Below are 18,259 nucleotides of genomic sequence, written 5' to 3' on the forward strand. Positions count from 1 at the left end.
GCGCCCCCCGTGTTACCGCGGCTGCTGGCACGGAGTTAGCCGGCGCTTCCTCCACAAGTACCGTCAATAAGATCATCTATTAAACAATCTTAACTTCTTCCTTGTTGACAGAGCTTTACGACCCAAAGGCCTTCTTCACTCACGCGGCGTTGCTGCGTCAGGGTTGCCCCCATTGCGCAAAATTCCTCACTGCTGCCTCCCGTAGGAGTCTGGACCGTGTTCCAGTTCCAGTGTGACTGATCATCCTCTCAGACCAGCTAACCATCGCAGCCTTGGTGGGCCTTTACCCCACCAACAAGCTAATGGTCCGCAAACTCATCCACAAACAATTGCTTTCAGGAAGAGGCAATCTTTCATTTGTCTACTTGTGTAAACAAACTTCATCCGGTATTAGCTATCCTTTCGAATAGTTATTCCGGGCTTGTGGGTAGATTATCTACGTGTTACTCACCCGTGCGCCACTCTACTCAGGATTGCAAGCAATCCCTTTCTCGTTCGACTTGCATGTGTTAAGCACGCCGCCAGCGTTCATTCTGAGCCAGGATCAAACTCTCCAGTTATAATCCTTTAACTAAAACTTTAAGGTCTTTTCAAGACCCGCTTCAAAACTTCTTCACTGACCAATTTTCAAAGATCAAACCTGAGGTCACAATTTTCCGTGACCAAAAAACCAAGATAATATACAGGCATTAGAAATGGTTGTCAATTGATATTTACCATCATGCCAAAATAATTTTATGGTATTTTTTCTTGCCCGCCCGGATCAGGATTTCATCATCCCTGACATCATTTTCCCGGATGAGCTGACCCGATTCGGCCACCCGGTCTCCGTTGATATAGGCCCCGCCCTGCTGGATCAGACGCCTTGCATCGGATTTGGATTTGCAGAGTTGGGTCTGGACAAAAAGATCCACCACGGGAAGCGTATCCACCACATCCCCGTGGATGAGGCTGGAAGAGGGTACGGAGTCTGCGTCCTCTGCAGAATGGATTCCCCTGGGGATTGAACTGCCCGGAAGAAGCTCTTCCGGGATTTCAATGCTGCCGAACATGGCCACGGACGCCTTTAAGGCTTTGACGGCCTCATCCCGGCCATGGGCGATCCCGGTGGCCTCATAGGCCAGGACCACCTTGGCCTTGTTCAGGTCGGCTCCCTGGAGCTTGTCCACGGCTTCAATTTCCGGCAAATCAAGAAAGGTGAACAGCTTAAGAAAGCGGACCACATCCGCATCATCGGCATTGACCCAGAACTGGTAATAATCATAGGGAGAAAATCGGTTTGGATCCAGCCAGACCGCTCCCTTATGGGTTTTTCCCATTTTAATTCCACTGGCCGTGGTGATCAGGGGAAAGGTGATGCCGAAGGCCTGCTTTCCAAGGGTCCGGCGGATCAGATCAATCCCTGCCACGATATTGCCCCACTGGTCACTGCCCCCCATCTGAAGGAGACAGTCCTTTTCCTTTGCCAAAACCATAAAGTCATAGGCCTGGAGAAGCATGTAGTTGAACTCGATAAAGGTCAGGCCGTCTTCGGAATCCATCCTGGCCTTGTAGCTCTCCGCTTTAACCATCCGGTTGACGGAAAAATGGCGGCCGATATCCCGTAAAAAAGGAATATATTCCAGTTGGGTCAACCACTCTGCATTATCGATCATCAGGGCCCGGTCTTCGGAGAAATCAATGAACCGTTCCAATTGTTTCCGGATCCCGGCCTTGTTCTCATTGATCTCTTCCTGGGTCAGGACCTTACGCAGCTCGGTTTTCCCGGAAGGATCTCCGATCAGACCGGTTCCTCCCCCCACAAGCCCCACAGGTCTGTGCCCGTTTCTCTGCATATGGGCCAGAGCCATGATGCAGACCAGGCTTCCCACATGAAGACTTGAGGCGGTCGGGTCAAACCCGATATAACAGGTGGCCCGGTTGTTGGCCAGGTATTCTTCCAATTCCTGGGTATGGGTGGTTGCGTCGATAAACCCGCGGTCTTTTAATATGTCCAACACGCTCATGTTAGCTGATCCTTTGGAAATGTTTTTTTATTTCTTGGTGTACTCCACCGCCCGGGTCTCCCGGATCACCACCACCTTTACCTGTCCCGGAAAGGTTAAATTCTCTTCGATCTGCCGGGCAATATCCCTGGAAAGAAGCACGGCATCTTCATCGCTGATCTTTTCGCTTTCCGTGATCACCCGTATCTCACGACCGGCCTGGATGGCATAGGTATTGATAACCCCGTCAAATGCATTGGCTATATTTTCCAGATCTTCAAGACGCTTGACATAATTTTCAAGACTCTCTTTTCTGGCACCGGGCCGGGCCCCGGACAGGGCGTCGGCCGCCTGGACAATGAAATCGTAAACCGATTCCGGCATTCTGTCTTCATGATGGGCGGCAATGGCATTGACTACGGCTTCGGACTCCCCGTATTTTTTGGCCAGCTTGGCCCCGATAATGGCATGGGCACCGTCCACCTCATGGTCAACAGCCTTGCCGATATCGTGGAGCAGCCCCATCCGCTTGGAGAGTTTGACGTCAAGGCCCAGTTCCGCGGCAATTACGCCGGACAAAAAAGCCACCTCAACCGAATGCTGGAGAACGTTCTGGGCATAGGAGGTCCTGAACTTCAACTTGCCGATCACCTTGATCAACTCGGGATCGATTCCGTGGACACCCAGGTCAAAAGCAGCCTGTTCCCCGGACTCTTTAATGGTCTGATCCACCTCTTCGGCAGCCCTTTCCACCACATCTTCAATCCTGGCAGGATGGATCCTGCCGTCTGAAATCAACTTCTCAAGGGAGAGTCTGGCCACCTCCCTCCGGACCGGGTTGAACCCGGAGAGGATCACGGCCTCGGGTGTGTCATCGATAATAAGATCAATGCCTGTGGCAGCCTCAAGGGCCCGGATGTTGCGCCCTTCCCTGCCGATGATCCTGCCCTTCATCTCATCGCCGGGCAGATGGACCACGGAAACGGTTCTTTCGGCCACATACTCACCGGCATAGCGCTGGATGGACGTGGATATGATCTTCTTGGCTTCCTTGTCTGCCTTTTCCTTTGCCTCGGAGGTGATCTTCTTGATCAGCTTGGCACCTTCATGCTTGGCCTCCTCTTCCATGGCCTTGAGCAGCAGGGCCTTTGCCTCTTCCAGGGTAAGACCGGACACTTTCTCAAGTTCTTTTTTGGTCTCCTCCAAAAGGACTGAGTACTCTTTTTCTTTTCTGGTGGCAGTATCGAACTTCCGGCCGGTCTCTTTTTCTTTTTTCTGGAGCTCAGCCTCCCGCTTGGAAAACTGATCCTCCAATACATCTAATTTTTCGCTCTTTTTCGAAAGCCGGCGGGCCTCGGTCTTGAGTTCGGCACGGGTCTCTTCCGTTTCAGTATCAAAATCACTTTTCATTTCCAGGAGCCTGGATTTGGCTTCCAGTTTTGCTTCCTTTAAAAGTGTTTCCGCTTTTCTTTTTGCCTCTTCAATGAGCCTGCTCTGTTCTTCTTCAAGGTTGAGATTTTCCCGGCTGACCTTTTTCTTTAATATTAAGATACCAGCCACACCCAACCCCAGCAACACCGCTATGATCAAAGAAAGGATTACTATATATTCCATTAAAGATCTCCTAAGATTGTTATGGCAATGCCGCCAATACAGGTATTCGGCATCACTTCATGAAAATATGGAATGGGATAATGATTCTTAAGGCAGGGCAATAAAAATATTGGAAGGACAATTACCCCCACAGGCTGCCGTGTTGCTTTAATAGGCTTTGAACCGTTGGTCCAAAAGGTGGGCGTCCAATTATGCCTTTAGGCTTTTCCTTGCAGTCAGGAACCTGCACACCAGCATAAGGGTGGACTCCCTTTTTACAATGCGTTGGGACAAAGTCTGTCGTACAATCACGCACATTGCAGGGGTTTTTAAGGTTTTTGTTTATCAAGTCCTTTTTCAATTTTATATATCAGTGATGAAATCTTTTTTTCCACATCTTTCTCAAGCTGGGTATGTTGCAGTTTCAATTCGTGGTAATCCCGGGACAGGTTCATGGCGGCCAGAAGAAGGATGATCAGCTTGTTTCTGGCACCTGATTTGTTCTTTACCAGGTCCTGGGCTTGGTCTATATACGCCTCTAAATCTTGTGCAACCCTGTCCGGATTCTTTACCTTCTCATCGGGTTTGAATCTGAACTCCTCACCGAAAAGATCAATTTTAACAATTTCATCCAATGAAATTCCTTTGCTCTACTTTTTAGGGCCCCAGGTTGAGTGAACGATCAGAGGGCTGTTCATTTCCAAAATCATCCAGTTTTGTCAAAAGTCCGTCAATCTTTGATTGAATCAAGGCGTCCTGCTCAGAGATTTGTATTTCTGTTTCCTGCCTCTCCTTTAACTCTGCCTCAAGTTCTTTTATCCTTGAAAGCATCTGGGTTTTCTCCTCCTGAAGCCTTTGGCAAAGATCAATCATCGCATCGACTTTAAGCCCAATGTCATCAAACCTGTTTTTAATGAGTTCATTATCCAATTTCATAGTCCCACAAAGCCTTTAGTCGGTATTCAGTATAGTTCAGAATCTTGCTCAAAGTCAAGATAATTCATTTTCAAGCTGGAGAATCAGGGCCCCGGCTGTGGTCAGCTCATCCAGGGTATTCACGCCGATGACCTGGCGCGGATCATCCATGGAAACCACATGAATTTTATCTCCCTGGCTCCGGGCAATTTCAACCAGATCGGTGAGGTAATATTCCGCCTGATTGTTGTCCGGTTTGATTTGATCAATGGCCGACACAAGAAAGGCCCTGTTAAAACAATAGATCCCGGTGTTTACCTTTTTGATCTCTTTTTCATCTTCATTTGCGTCTGCCTCTTCCCGGATACAGACCATATTCTTCTGTTCATCCAGGACGATGCGTCCGTATCCCAACGGGTTTTCCACATCAACGGCCAGCACGGTGACCCGGGCCCTCTCCCGAATATGGTCTTTGACCAGACGGCCCAGGGTGTCTTCCTGTATCAAAGGGACATCCCCGCACAAAACCAGGACGTCTTCAATGGGATCGGCCAGGTCGGGAAGAGCGGATCTCACCGCATCTCCGGTTCCTTTCAGCTCTTTTTGAAGGGAAAAGCCCACCTTAAAATATTTTTCGATATCCTCTTTCACCTTGCCGGCCTGGTGTCCCACCACCACGTGGATATGCTCCGGGGCAAGTTTCCGGGCGCACCCAATCACATGATTCACCATGCTTTTGCCGGCCACCTTGTGAAGCACCTTGGCCAGGTCCGACTTCATCCGGGTTCCCTTGCCTGCTGCGAGAACAATCACTGCCAACTTATTATAGGTATTCATATTGTTCATGGCTCATAAATTGTGTCCTATTGATTGGGAAAACAAAAAAAGGGAATGCTTTGATTGGGAAAGCATTCCCTTTTAAGGCTACAGAATCAAAACAGAGGTTACCCCATTCTGCTCATGCTTCTATATGTTTTTGATTGATATCCGATGTACGGCTCTTCTCAAGGCAGCCTCGGCCCGGGCAATATCGACTTTCTCAGACTGATCTGCCAGCCGTTTTTCAGCCCGTTGCCTGGCCTCTTCTGCCCGGTCAAGGTCGATATCTTTCCGTCTTTCAGCAGATTCAGCCAAAATGGTCACCTTATCCGGCAGCACCTCGGCAAACCCTCCGTTGACAAAAAGATACCTCTCTTTTCCACTGGCATCTTCATATCGCATGGTCCCTATGTTCAGAGAAGTCAGGAAGGTCGTATGCCCCTTGAGAACTCCAAATTCACCTTCCGAACCTGGCGCCACAACAATCTGAGCCTCTTCACTCACCACTGCTTTCTGAGGGGTTACGACCTCAAGAATCAGTTTCTCGGCCATAATATTCCTCCGAATTAATTAAGCGGATTTAGCCTTTTCAATGGCCTCTTCAATTGAACCGACCATATAAAAAGCATTCTCAGGAAGATCGTCATGTTTGCCGTCGATGATCTCCTTGAATGATCTTACCGTATCCTCAACCTTTACAAATTTACCCGGCATGCCGGTAAAAGTCTCTGCAACATGGAAAGGCTGGGACAGGAACTTCTGCAGTTTCCTGGCGCGCTGAACCGTGATCTTATCTTCGTCAGACAGCTCATCCATACCCAGGATGGCGATGATGTCCTGAAGCTCTTTATATTTTTGCAGGGTCTGCTGAACCACCCGGGCAACCCCGTAGTGCTCTTCACCGATGTAGGCTGCATCCAGGATCCTGGAGGTGGAGTCAAGGGGGTCCACAGCAGGGTAGATACCCAGCTCTGCAATCTGACGGGACAGAACAACGGTTCCGTCAAGATGGGCAAAGGTCGTGGCAGGGGCAGGGTCGGTCAAGTCATCGGCAGGTACGTAAACGCACTGAACCGCTGTAATGGACCCTTTATCCGTTGATGTGATCCGTTCCTGAAGCTCACCCATGTCAACGGCCAGAGTGGGCTGATACCCAACAGCAGAAGGCATACGACCCAGGGTGGCGGAAACTTCTGCACCGGCCTGGGTGAAACGGAAGATATTATCCACAAAGAGAAGCACATCCTGGCCTTCCACATCACGGAAATACTCGGCACAGGTCAGGGCAGACAGGGCAACCCGTGCACGGGCTCCGGGAGGTTCAGTCATCTGGCCGTATACCAGGGCGCATTTGGGAAGAACGCCGGAGTCTTTCATCTCATGGTACAGGTCATTCCCCTCACGGGTTCTCTCACCTACGCCGCCGAAAACAGAAATACCACCGTGCTGCATGGCGATGTTGTGAACCATTTCCATCATGATAACGGTTTTACCCACACCGGCACCACCGAACATCCCCATTTTACCACCCCGGGGGAAGGGAACCAGAAGATCGATAACCTTTACACCGGTTTCAAGAACCTTAACCGTTGTATCCTGCTCGGTAAACTTGGGTGCATGCCTGTGAATGGGCAGCATATTTTCCTGGGAAATCTCACCCAGACCGTCAACAGGTTTGCCCACAACATTGAGGACCCGGCCAAGAGATGCTTCGCCAACAGGCATCATGATGGGGGAACCTGTATCCTTTACGGGCATTCCTCTCTGAAGACCATCGGTGACATCCATACCAATGCAGCGAACCACATTGTCACCCAGATGCTGGGCAACCTCAACGACAAGGTTATCTTCCTCGTCACCGATGGTGGGGTTAGTTACGGTCAGGGCGGTTAAGACCGGAGGAAGGTTTCCGGGCTCAAACTCAACATCAATGACAGCACCGAGGACCTGTGCTATTTTTCCTATATTTTCAGCCATTTTTTTCTCCTTAAAAGCTGTTTTATCTATTAAAGTAACCTAATTTATCCCTTAAGTGCCTCTGCACCGCCGACAATATCCATCAGATCGGCTGTAATACCGGCCTGTCTTGTTTTATTGAATATGGTCTGGAGCTCATCCACCATGTCTTCGCATGCCTTGGTTGCATTTTCCATGGCCCGCATACGGGCGGCATGCTCGCTGGTGCTGGTCTGAAGCAGCGCATCATATATCTGAATAAAAATATTCTTTGGCAGCATTTCACTCAAAAGCGCTTCAGAAGAAGGCTCACAAATGTGTTCCGGAAGAAACGCATCGTCCTGGACCACTTCTTTTTCTTCCACCATCTCGTCAAGGGAGGGAATGGGAAGAATCTGTTTGAGAGTCGCCACCTGGCGTGCCATGCTTTGGAACTCGGAATAAATCAGATATACTTCATCAACAGCTCCTTCAAGGAAACTGTCAATCAGTTTTTGCCCGGAGGTGGATGCCACTGAGAACTCAACAGATCCGCCCACCACACCGATGTATTGCTCATCAATGGGGACAGGACCTTTCTTTGCCCAGTCTCTACCCTTTTTACCAAAACAGTAAAAAGAAACATCCTTACCCTCAAGCTCGGAGTTAACAAATTTTTCAGCTTTATCAATCAGATTATTGTTAAAACCGCCACAAAGACCTCTGTCCGATGTACAGAGAATCAGGGCCACCTTTTTAACTTCTTCGCGGGGAACCAGCAGGGGGCTTGCATCACCGCCGGATTTGCCGGCAATACTGCCCAGAACCTCTGAAAATTTAGAGGCATAGGGCTTAAACTGCTCCATTGAGTTCTGTGCACCGCGCAATCTTGAAGTGGCGACCATTTTCATGGCAGAGGTAATCTGTTTAGTCTTTTTTACACTGACTATTTTCGATTGTACTTCTTTTAATGTAGCCATATGATCTACCTTTCAAGCCTATTATTTATATTAATTTTCACGACAATTCCCAAAGACCCTTAAACGGTCTCCTTGAACTCTTCGTCATAGGCTTCCAGGCACTCTTTGAGTTTGGCTTCGATGTCTGCGGTGATCTCCTGTTTTTCTTTCAAACCGGAGAACACTTCAGGAAATCTGTTTTCAACAAAGACATACAGACCTTCTTCATACTTGGCAACCGCTTCTCTGGGATATTTATCAATATACCCTTTGGTGCCGGCATAAAGGGCTGTTACCATTTTTTCCATGGGCAGGGGTTTAAACTGAGGCTGTTTGAGCAGTTCAACCAGTCTCTCTCCACGGGTCAGCTGTTTCTGGGTGGCAGCATCAAGATCGGAACCGAATGCGGCAAAGGCTTCCAGTTCCCGGAACTGGGCCAGATCCAGACGAAGGGTACCCGCCACCTGTTTCATGGCCTTTACCTGGGCGGCGCCGCCAACCCTGGATACGGAAAGCCCAACATCAATGGCCGGCCGGATACCGGCGAAGAAAAGGTCTTTGTCCAGAAAAATCTGACCGTCGGTAATGGAGATAACGTTGGTCGGGATAAATGCAGATACGTCCCCTTCCTGGGTTTCAATAATGGGAAGGGCAGTCATTGAACCGGCACCTTTCTCATCACTCAGTTTTGCAGATCTCTCAAGCAGACGGGAATGGTTGTAGAAAATATCACCGGGAAAGGCCTCACGTCCCGGCGGACGTCTCAGCAGCAATGACACCTGACGATAGGCAACCGCCTGTTTTGAAAGATCGTCGTAGATGATCAGGGAATGCTCACCTTTATCCCTGAAGTACTCAGCCATGGCGCAGCCGGCGTAGGGAGCCAGGTACTGCATGGCAGCAGATTCAGACGCGGAAGCCACAACAACTGTGGTGTATTCCATGGCACCATGCTCTTCAAGGGCAGCAACAACCTGGGCAACAGTAGATTTTTTCTGACCGCAGGCCACGTAGATGCACTTCATGTCCGTTTCTTTCTGGGCAAGGATGGCATCAACGGCCACGGCAGTCTTCCCGATCTGACGGTCACCGATGATGAGCTCACGCTGACCGCGGCCAACCGGTGTCATTCCGTCGACTGCCTTGGCACCGGTGTAGCAGGGTTCATGTACGGACTTTCTGGCAATAACACCCGGAGCAACCAGCTCCATGTTCATGTAGATATCGGAATTAATGGGTCCCTTACCGTCAACAGGCTCGCCCGTGGTGGTGACGACTCGTCCCAGAAGGGCCTCGCCCACGGGAACGGATGCAATACGGTCGGTTCTTTTTACCACATCGCCTTCCTTGATGACCTTGTCATCTCCCAGGATGGCCACACCCACGTTGTCTGCTTCAAGGTTCAGGGCAAGGCCCAGGATTCCACCGGGAAACTCGACCAGCTCCATTGCCTTGACCTTTTCCAGACCATATACACGGGCAATACCATCACCCGCAGAAAGAACGACACCTGTCTCACTCAGATCAACCTCGGCATCAAATCCTTTGATCTGATCTTTTATTATCTGGCTTATTTCTTCTGCTTTAATTTCCATTAGACACTCTCACCTTTATTTAAAGTTTCCCTCATATTGATCAGCTGAGTTTTCACGCTGCCATCCAGAACAAGATCGCCAATTTTTGTAACTACACCGCCGATAAGGCTTGGATCCTGCTCAACATTCAGAACAATAGTTTTACCGGTCTTTTTAGACAGGGCGCCTTTGATTTTTTCCACTGCCTCCGACGAGAGTTCGGTTGCAGAGACGATACTGGCCTTGACCACTCCCTTGAGTTCGTCGGCCAGATCATTGTAATACGAGGCGATTTCCCTTAAAAAACCGATTCTGCCCTTGTCAAACAAGAGAATCATAAATGACTTCATCACGGCAGAGGGGTCAATGGCGGCCAAAACCGCTTCAAGCACCTTTTTTCTGTCGTTTTTGTTAAACAGGGGATTGATCAATGCCTTTTCAAACCCTTCCTGGGTATCAAAAAGACCGACCAGGGATTTCAGTTCTTCGTTGTATTGTTCCGCCTGGCCGTCCTCCTGGCCGATAAGAATCAATGCCTTGGCATAACGCCTTGAAACTGCTAAATTTTTCATTATGCCACCACCTTTTTCAAATAATCGTCAACAAGTTTATCCTGATCTTCAGACGAGATGGATCCTTTAATGATTTCTTCAGCCTTTTCCATGGCCTTTTCAGCAATTTCCTGTTGGAGCTGAGTCCGGGCAGCCTTGAACTCCTGTTCGATATTCCGTTTGGCCATATCTTCCAGTTTTGCCGCCTGAGCTTCGGCTTCGGCCAGGATTCTTTTCTTGGCATCCTGGCCCTGTTGAATATAATCTTCAACAATCTGCTTGGATTCCTGGTCCAGATTCCTGAACTTGGCCTGGTACTCAGCCAGTTCTTTTACAGCCTCGGCTTTTTTCTGTTCCAGTTCGTTCAGCTCATCCTCGATGCTCTTGGCACGGGATGAGAAGAACTCTTTAACAGGCTTTTTACCGATAACGAACAAGGCTACGGCAAGAATGCCGAAATTCAACACTTTCCAGGTATCAACGGTCAGCCAGCTGTTATGAACTCCGCCATGACCGCCTTCCGTAGATGCCCAGACAAGGGAGCAGATACCGGCCACAAGAGCCGCCGCAATACCTGCAATCTTCAAACATTGCCTTTTGGGATTAAAATTTTTCATCAGCAGGCCCTCCCCAAGATCTTTTCGCCGATGGCCTTGGCAAACGCCTCAACCTCACCCTCCAGGGCTTTTCGGGCCTGCTCGGTCTCTCCTGCAACCTGTTCCTTGATCTGTGCAAGATTGGCCTGAGCTTTCTTGTTGATCTGCTCGATTATCTCCTTTTCCTCCTGGGATGCCTCTTCAATGAAGGCATCCTTCTCTTTTAGGCCCTGGGTCCTGGCCTGTTTCAGACCGTCTTTGTACGATTCCTTCTGGGAAGACAGATCAGAAGAAGCCTTGTCTACACCATTTTCAAGGTCTTCCACTTTTGCTTTTCTTTCCAGAAGAACATTACGGATGGGTCTGTACAGAACCAGGTTCAGGACAAAGAGGAGGATAAGGAAATTAATCATCTGATATAATAAGGATATATCAGGGATAACAGTTATCATAAAATTCCCTCCGCCAGTTAATAATTATAAAAAAATCAACTACTTATATCTTACCGGCTGTTTTTCGCCAAAACAGCCTTAAATTCAGCATAAATCGTGACTTGAGTACCACTAGGGTAATAATTTGTCAACACGGAATAATAAAAACTTTGGGCCCCTGACAAGCCCTTTGCGACGGCCTGTTTATCCGGATGATATCGCCCCTTTACTAGCCTGAAAATTTGCGCATGCTGATATTTAAAAGGATGCCGAATCCCGCCATATTCGTAATCACCGAGGATCCCCCGTAGGACACCAGAGGCAGGGGAACTCCCACCACGGGCATGAGCCCCATGACCATTCCGATATTGATGAAAATCTGCCAGAAAATCATGATGGTCACCCCAAAGGCGAGAATCGACCCGAACATGGAACGGCAGGTATAGGCGATATTGAGTCCCCAGAAAAGAAGGATAAAGTAGAGGATCAAGAGCACGCTGCATCCCATGAGACCCCACTCTTCGGCAAGGACCGAAAGAATAAAATCCGTGTGCTGCTCCGGAAGAAAGGAAAGGGCGTTCTGTGTCCCCTGCAGGAACCCCTTGCCCGTGATCATGCCCGAACCAATGGCAATCTTTGACTGGATAATGTGGTAACCGGCACCCAGGGGGTCCCGGTCCGGATCGAGAAAGGTCATGATCCTCATTTTCTGATAGTCCTTGAGCCCCACAAACCAGACCAGGGGAACGATGAGCAGACCCAGCCCCAGAAAGGTAAAAAACACCCGTTTTTCAACTTTAATGAACAGGGTGATGGACCCGGCGATGAGCAGAAGAAGAAGCCCGGTTCCCAGATCCGGCTGGATAACGATGAGACAGAAGGGAATCAGACATATCACCGCCGGCTTTACAAGATTTCTAAATCCCAGCCCCTCCTGGGAGACAATATTGGAGTAGAGGGACGCCAGGCTGATAATCAGGGCGATTTTCATGAGTTCCGAGGGCTGGACCCGGATGGCGCCCAGCACAAGCCAGCGTTGGGAACCGCCGCCCGTGTGACCGAAAACCTGAACAGCGATGAGCATGGCCACGCAGAGTCCGTAGATCAGAGAATTTAGTTTGTCAAACTGCCTGAAATCGATCACCAGGATGCTCAGCATCACCAGAAACCCGGCCCCCATCCAGATCACCTGTTTCTTGAACAGATAATGAATGCCGCTCTCCCCATACCCTGCGGTCACTGCAGAGTAGAGAATGACCAGGCCGGCTCCTCCTATGAGCAGAACCACCACCAGGAATCCCCAATCGAAATTTTCTATCAGCCGCCTGTCAAACATAGGTCTGTCCCGTTAAAACGCCCGGTATAAAAAACCGGAGTTATTCAGGAATATCCTCCTTTATTTTTTCGTCTCCCCCGGACCCGTCAACTCCCAGGTACTGCCGGATCAATGCCCCGGCAACAGGTGCAGCCGTGCTGGACCCATGCTCCCCGTGCTCAATGATCACGGAAATGGCAATCTTCGGATCTTCGGAAGGGGCATAGCAGACAAACCAGGCATGGTCCTGCAACTCCCGGCCAAGGCTTTCATTGTCGAATTTCTCCCCCTTTTTTCTGGAGAAGACCTGGGCAGTACCGGTTTTTCCCGAGATATCCACTCCCTTTATCCGGATGCCCCTTGCCGTACCCCGGTTTCCCTGGACAACCTGATAAAGCCCTTTTCTCACCAGATCCAGAGTGTCCTCGCCGGCGGGCAGGCCTCCGATGATCTCGGGCTCTATTTTCTTGATCACATTGCCCTTGGTGTCCATAATGGATTTTACAACCCTGGGTTTGTAAAGGGTCCCGCGGTTTCCCACGGCTGCGATGAATACGGCCATCTGCATCGGGGTCACCAGGTTAAACCCCTGGCCGATGCTGATGGATAGGGTTTCTCCGGCCTGCCAGGGTTCTTTGAACCGTTTCTTTTTCCAGGCAGCCGTGGGAATCAGGCCGGACCTTTCATGGTCGAGATCGACTCCGGTCCGCTGGCCGAGTCCGCATCCCCTGGCGTACTGGGCCAGTTTGTCCACCCCCAGCTTTTCCCCGGCCTGGTAATAAAAGACATCGCAGGATTGGGTCAGGGCATCCACCACAGACAAATCGCCATGACCGTATTTGCTCCAGCAATTGTAACGCCGGTTGCCGAACCGGTAAAATCCCGGACAGAACGTGGTGGTGTGCGGATCAATCACCTTTTCTTCCAGGGCGGCCAGGGTGGTGAGAATCTTATAGGTCGATGCCGGGGGATACTCGGCCTGGATGGCCTTGTTGTTCATGGGCCGGCCCGGGTCATCCATGAGGGCCCTCCATTTCTTTGTGGAGATCCCCCCGATAAAATCATTCTGGTCAAACCCCGGGGCACTGGCCATGACCAGCACGTCCCCGTTGGTAGGATCAAGGGCAACCACGGATCCCTGCTGGCCCTCAAGCAGTTTTTCGGCCGTCTGCTGAAGTTCCAGATCCAGGGAGAGGTAAAGGTCGTTTCCCGAAACAGGCTCCACCCGTTCGAGTTCCTTGATCACCCTGCCGTTGACGTCCACCTCCACCTGGCGCCCTCCCCTCCTTCCCTGGAGAAAGAATTCAAAGCTCTTTTCAATCCCGTACCGGCCAATGGCATCCTGGGCTTTCACGTTGGGGTATTTCCCGGAATCGAGTTCTTCCCGGTTGATCTGTCCCAGATAACCGAGAAGATGGGAGGCGGTTTTGGGGTAGATATAATGACGGGTGGGCTCAATATCGATCTGGATGCCGGGCAAATCAAACTTATGGGCCTCTACAATGGCCAGCTGATCCCTTGAAACGTCTTTTTCCAGGGTGATGGGTTTGTAAAAGGCCGACCTTCCCGCCTTGGAGATATTTTCCATCAAATCCTCAAAGGGAACCCGGATCAGGGAGGAAAGCTTTTGGACCGTTTCCTCCAATGGACGGGCATCCTCCAGAACGATATTCAGATCAAAGGCCGGGCGGTTGTCCACCAGCAGTTTCATATTCCTGTCATAGATCAGCCCCCTGGAGGATTTAATGCTCTTGAGCCGGATACAATTGGTTTCAGACAGACGCCGAAACTCCTCTCCCTTGATGAGCTGAAGGTAAATCAATCTCAAAAACAAAAGGACAAAAATCATGAGAATGAAAAGGCTCACTCCCATGAGTCTCTGTTTGAGCCAGTCCCTGTCCTGATTTTTGGTTAAACTGCCCAAATTAATCCCTGTATTTCCGTATGATGTTCTTTTTAAGGGTATGGCCCGCAATATGCCATTGACTCCTGGATAGGTTGAGGAGCCAGAGGCTGGGCGGAATGACGATCAGGGCCCATATGATCTGGTTGAGCAGCATGGAAAAGTCGGTCTGGGAGGCCCTGCCCTGGATGATGAATATGGAAAAAAAAATCAGGGCCTGCTGGATGATGACGGAAACCATACTGATCACCAGAATAAAGACCACACTTTTCTGGAAGACAAATTGTTTGAGCAACTGGATGACCAGATAAATCCAGGCATAGGAAAAGACATGGTAGAAAAAGGCACATCCTGAAATACTGTCCATGATCAGGCCCATCAGGATAACGGCGGCCAGGACCCCGTAATGGGAATAGAGCAGGCTTAAAAATATGATATTGACGGTGACCAGATCAAAGCAGTGGGAAAACCATGGAAACGAAGGCAGGACAATGGTCTGAACGATGATAAAAAAAAGAGCCGATATGATGAAAAAAGCAAGGTTCATTCAAGGATGTTCCGTTCATTGTACATGCAAAAGCCCTTGAAATCTGCCAAGGGGGTCAGTCTCCATTTTTTAACACAAGCACCTCTTCCAGTTTGTCAAAATCAACACTGGTCTCAATGGTGATATCCTGGAAAAGCTGGGAGTGTTCCTTTTTTACGTCGAGTATGCGGCCTATTTTCAAGCCCTTGGGAAAGACCTGATCCAGCCCGGATGAAACAATCATCTCACCGGGTTTGACCACATCTTTTCTCAGGGCGTAGACAAAGGTGCAGGTGTCTTTGTTGCTTCCCTTTACCATCCCCCGAACCCGGGTATTCTGAACCAGGGCATCCACTGCCGAGTTCCGGTCAATGATGAGCAAGACCCTGGAAAAGCTGTCCGCCACCTTGGTGATCTGCCCCACGATCCCTTCGGAAACCAGGACAGGGGCTCCTTTTTCCAGTCCGTCATTCCCGCCCTTGTCGATCATGATGGTTTTAAACCAGGGAGAGGGGTCCCTGGCAATGACCTGGGCCGCCACATAGGTGTCTGAAACCGACCGGGTAAAATTGACCAGTTTTTTCAATCTGGAATTTTCAAGTTCCAGTTCTTCATTCCGGTTCTGGATTTCCATGGTCCGGGAGAGTTTTAACCTGAGGTCTTTATTTTCCTCCACTGCATGGACCGACATGAAGTAGGTCTGCCACAGGGACTCGGCAATTCCCACGGTGCGGGTAAACAAAAATTGAAAGGGGGAAGTCAGGGTAATGGCAAATCTTTCCAGACCCGTGGCAGGCACGGTCTGGCGGCTTGTCAGGGTAATCACCGTCAGGTTGACGGCAAGAAAAACTGCCAGGCCGATAAAGATAAACATTTTCCGTGAAAACATTCGATCAGCTTATGACCACTTCTCTAAGGATATCAATGCAGTCCAGCGCCTTGCCGCACCCAAGGGCCACCGTTGACAGGGGGTCCTCCGTGACCACAATGGGAAGACCGCTTTTCTCCCGGAGAAGCTTGTCAAGATTTTTCAACAATGCCCCGCCTCCGGTGAGAACAATCCCGGAATCGACAATGTCGGCGGCCAGTTCCGGCGGGGTCTGTTCCAGGGCAATGCGCACGGTCTCGACAATGGCATCGATCTGTTCGGATATGGCCACCCGCACCTCTTCGGAATCAATGGCCAGGATCTTGGGAATACCCGAGACAAGATCCCTTCCCTTGACTTCAATGGTCTCAAGGTTTTCCATATCCGGATAGGCGTTTCCGATGGTGGTTTTGATGATCTCTGCTGTGCGTTCTCCGATGAGTAAATTATACTTGCGTTTAATATGCTGGCTGATGGAAGAGTCCATCTTGTCCCCGGCCACCCGAAGGGAACGGGTGTAGACCACACCGGCCAGGGAAATCACGGCCACTTCCGTGGTACCCCCTCCGATATCCACTACCATGTTGCAGGTGGGTTCGGTAATGGGAAGGCCGGCTCCGATTGCGGCAGCCATGGGTTCTTCAATGAGAAAGACCTCCCTGGCCCCTGCTGATTCGGCAGATTCCCTGACCGCCCGTTTTTCAACCTGGGTGATGCCCGAAGGCACGGCAATGATGATCCTGGGACGGACCAAAGTTTTCCTATTGTTATGAACCTTCCGGATAAAGTGCTTGAGCATGGCTTCGGTCACTTCAAAATCCGCAATCACACCGTCTCTCATGGGTCTTATGGCCACTATGTTCCCGGGAGTCCTTCCAAGCATGCGCTTGGCTTCAAGACCCACTGCCAGGACCTTGTTCTTTGACCGCTTGTCCGTTCTCACGGCCACAACCGAGGGCTCGCTCAGTACAATCCCCTTTCCCTTAACGTAAACAAGCGTATTGGCCGTACCCAGATCAATGGCCAGGTCATTGGAAAAAGCCCCGAGTAAAGAGTCTGTTATAAAGTTCATTTTACCTCTTTCAAGAAATAGTGTGTTGGTTGGTCCGTTTTTAAAAGGTTGCTAAAAGATATTTGCTAACAAAATTGCATCTTTTTTACAAGAACAAAAGATGGGTCGCATCAGTTTTATAAAAAAAACAAAGCCGCGGCATCATGAATTTTCGGGCGGAACTTCTTGATCTCCTCATTGGCCCTGGACGGATAGGTCCGGTTGGTGAGGAGGATCACGATAAAATCCGACTCAGGATCGATCCAGAAAGAGGTCCCGGTAAACCCCAGGTGACCCACCGAGGCCCTGGAGAAAAACCTGCCCGCAGAGGACCGGGACGGTGACGGACTGTCAAATCCGGCCACCATGTCCTGGCCCCTGTATTTTTTTACAAAAGAGGCCAGCACCCCGGGACTCAGGACCTTGCATGACCGGTGGTGCAAGCCGTCCAGGACCTCACAGCAGAAGGCATGGATGGCCGGGGCATCCCCGAAAAGACCGGCATGTCCCTCGATTCCGCCCACGGCCCAGGCATTGTCGTCATCCACCTCACCGGTAAGGATTTTCCCCCGCCAGGGGCAGGACTGGGTGGATACCATGCGAAGCTTATTACCGGATTCCTTCACCGGTAGTTTATCAAACCCATCCCCTTCCCGGGCCTTGAGTTCCACAAAAAAAAGATCCCGGATGCCCAGGGGCTCATATATGAACCGGGCTGCGGCCCGGTCCAGTCTCAACTCCATAAGCCTTTCAATGACCCAGGCCAGAAACATGTATCCAAGATCGCTGTAATTCTGGTGTTTTCCGGGAGATCCTTCCAGGGGTTCCTTTAAAATCATATTCCGCAGATCCCTACGGGACATGGCACCGGTGCGGATCAGGGATCTGTAGTACTCCCGGTATGGAGGCAGACCCGAGGTGTGGCGCAGGAGCATATCAATGGTAATCCCTGCTTTGGGGCCGGATCCGGCCTCGAGAATGACCTCCCCCAGTCTTGTTTCCAGCCCGAGTTTTCCTTGCTTCACCAGGATATTGATGAGGGCTGCCGTGGCCAGGGGCTTTGTCAGGGAGGCCAGGTCAAAGATCGAATCCTTTCTAACCCTACGGTTTTCTTTGGGATCGGCCATACCATAGGCTTCATGAAAGAGGATCTTCTTCCCCCTTGCCACCAGGATAACCCCTCCCGGAAACACGGATTCCCTGACTCCGTTTTCCATAATATCTCCGACAGGATTGGA

18 protein-coding genes, 1 rRNA gene and 1 other RNA gene are annotated in these 18,259 nt (G+C 50.3%); all 20 read right to left on the reverse strand.

Features of this window, described 5'->3' with window-relative positions:
- Nucleotides 1–560, reverse strand: a 16S ribosomal RNA gene (locus tag F608_RS0100005); the annotation flags it as partial.
- 159 nt (nt 561–719) lie between these two features.
- A complete protein-coding gene (gene tyrS / locus F608_RS0100010) occupies nt 720–2,006 on the reverse strand; it encodes a tyrosine--tRNA ligase (RefSeq protein ID WP_022663556.1) in 1,287 nt (428 codons plus the stop codon).
- Between the two features lie 27 nt (nt 2,007–2,033).
- The gene (rny, locus tag F608_RS0100015) at nt 2,034–3,599 is read right to left on the reverse strand and encodes a ribonuclease Y (protein WP_022663557.1); all 1,566 of its coding nucleotides are present in this window, start codon (nt 3,597–3,599) and stop codon (nt 2,034–2,036) included.
- Between the two features lie 120 nt (nt 3,600–3,719).
- Nucleotides 3,720–3,907, reverse strand: a non-coding RNA gene (gene ssrS / locus F608_RS35505) — 6S RNA.
- Nucleotides 3,908–4,213 (reverse strand): cell division protein ZapA, encoded by a 306-nt coding sequence (locus F608_RS0100020; protein ID WP_022663558.1) that lies wholly within the window; start codon nt 4,211–4,213, stop codon nt 3,908–3,910.
- Nucleotides 4,214–4,235: 22 nt separating this feature from the next.
- Nucleotides 4,236–4,514 carry a hypothetical protein gene (locus F608_RS0100025; protein WP_022663559.1) on the reverse strand — a complete coding sequence of 93 codons (279 nt, stop codon included), beginning with the start codon at nt 4,512–4,514 and terminating at the stop codon, nt 4,236–4,238.
- Nucleotides 4,515–4,568: 54 nt separating this feature from the next.
- Nucleotides 4,569–5,339 carry a sugar phosphate nucleotidyltransferase gene (locus tag F608_RS0100030; protein WP_027362307.1) on the reverse strand — a complete coding sequence of 257 codons (771 nt, stop codon included), beginning with the start codon at nt 5,337–5,339 and terminating at the stop codon, nt 4,569–4,571.
- A 120-nt stretch (nt 5,340–5,459) separates the two neighbouring features.
- The gene (locus F608_RS0100035) at nt 5,460–5,864 is read right to left on the reverse strand and encodes a F0F1 ATP synthase subunit epsilon (protein ID WP_022663561.1); all 405 of its coding nucleotides are present in this window, start codon (nt 5,862–5,864) and stop codon (nt 5,460–5,462) included.
- Nucleotides 5,865–5,882: 18 nt separating this feature from the next.
- A complete protein-coding gene (gene atpD / locus F608_RS0100040) occupies nt 5,883–7,289 on the reverse strand; it encodes a F0F1 ATP synthase subunit beta (protein WP_022663562.1) in 1,407 nt (468 codons plus the stop codon).
- Between the two features lie 44 nt (nt 7,290–7,333).
- Nucleotides 7,334–8,227 carry an ATP synthase F1 subunit gamma gene (gene atpG, locus F608_RS0100045; RefSeq protein WP_022663563.1) on the reverse strand — a complete coding sequence of 298 codons (894 nt, stop codon included), beginning with the start codon at nt 8,225–8,227 and terminating at the stop codon, nt 7,334–7,336.
- A gap of 59 nt (nt 8,228–8,286) precedes the next feature.
- Entirely contained in the window at nt 8,287–9,801 is a 1,515-nt protein-coding gene (atpA, locus tag F608_RS0100050) for a F0F1 ATP synthase subunit alpha (RefSeq protein ID WP_022663564.1), read from the reverse strand.
- A complete protein-coding gene (atpH, locus tag F608_RS0100055) occupies nt 9,801–10,352 on the reverse strand; it encodes an ATP synthase F1 subunit delta (protein ID WP_022663565.1) in 552 nt (183 codons plus the stop codon). The genes atpA and atpH overlap by 1 nt, the downstream gene beginning before the upstream one ends.
- Nucleotides 10,352–10,948 carry a F0F1 ATP synthase subunit B family protein gene (locus F608_RS0100060; protein WP_022663566.1) on the reverse strand — a complete coding sequence of 199 codons (597 nt, stop codon included), beginning with the start codon at nt 10,946–10,948 and terminating at the stop codon, nt 10,352–10,354. The genes atpH and F608_RS0100060 overlap by 1 nt, the downstream gene beginning before the upstream one ends.
- Nucleotides 10,948–11,379, reverse strand: a complete 432-nt coding sequence (locus F608_RS0100065; protein WP_022663567.1) for an ATP synthase F0 subunit B — start codon at nt 11,377–11,379, stop codon at nt 10,948–10,950. The genes F608_RS0100060 and F608_RS0100065 overlap by 1 nt, the downstream gene beginning before the upstream one ends.
- 208 nt (nt 11,380–11,587) lie before the next feature.
- On the reverse strand, nt 11,588–12,694 hold the full coding sequence (gene rodA / locus F608_RS0100070; RefSeq protein ID WP_022663568.1) for a rod shape-determining protein RodA: 1,107 nt from the start codon (nt 12,692–12,694) through the stop codon (nt 11,588–11,590).
- A 40-nt stretch (nt 12,695–12,734) separates the two neighbouring features.
- The gene (gene mrdA, locus F608_RS0100075) at nt 12,735–14,597 is read right to left on the reverse strand and encodes a penicillin-binding protein 2 (protein ID WP_022663569.1); all 1,863 of its coding nucleotides are present in this window, start codon (nt 14,595–14,597) and stop codon (nt 12,735–12,737) included.
- A gap of 1 nt (nt 14,598) precedes the next feature.
- Entirely contained in the window at nt 14,599–15,123 is a 525-nt protein-coding gene (locus F608_RS0100080; protein WP_022663570.1) for a hypothetical protein, read from the reverse strand.
- Between the two features lie 55 nt (nt 15,124–15,178).
- The gene (gene mreC / locus F608_RS0100085; RefSeq protein ID WP_022663571.1) at nt 15,179–15,976 is read right to left on the reverse strand and encodes a rod shape-determining protein MreC; all 798 of its coding nucleotides are present in this window, start codon (nt 15,974–15,976) and stop codon (nt 15,179–15,181) included.
- Nucleotides 15,977–15,995: 19 nt separating this feature from the next.
- Nucleotides 15,996–17,042, reverse strand: coding sequence for a rod shape-determining protein (locus tag F608_RS0100090; protein WP_022663572.1), 1,047 nt, complete (start codon nt 17,040–17,042; stop codon nt 15,996–15,998).
- 116 nt (nt 17,043–17,158) lie between these two features.
- Entirely contained in the window at nt 17,159–18,238 is a 1,080-nt protein-coding gene (locus F608_RS0100095) for a serine hydrolase domain-containing protein (protein ID WP_244154213.1), read from the reverse strand.
- Nucleotides 18,239–18,259 lie beyond the last annotated feature (21 nt).

The organism is Desulfospira joergensenii DSM 10085 (assembly GCF_000420085.1).
Taxonomy (GTDB): Bacteria; Desulfobacterota; Desulfobacteria; order Desulfobacterales; family Desulfobacteraceae; genus Desulfospira; species Desulfospira joergensenii.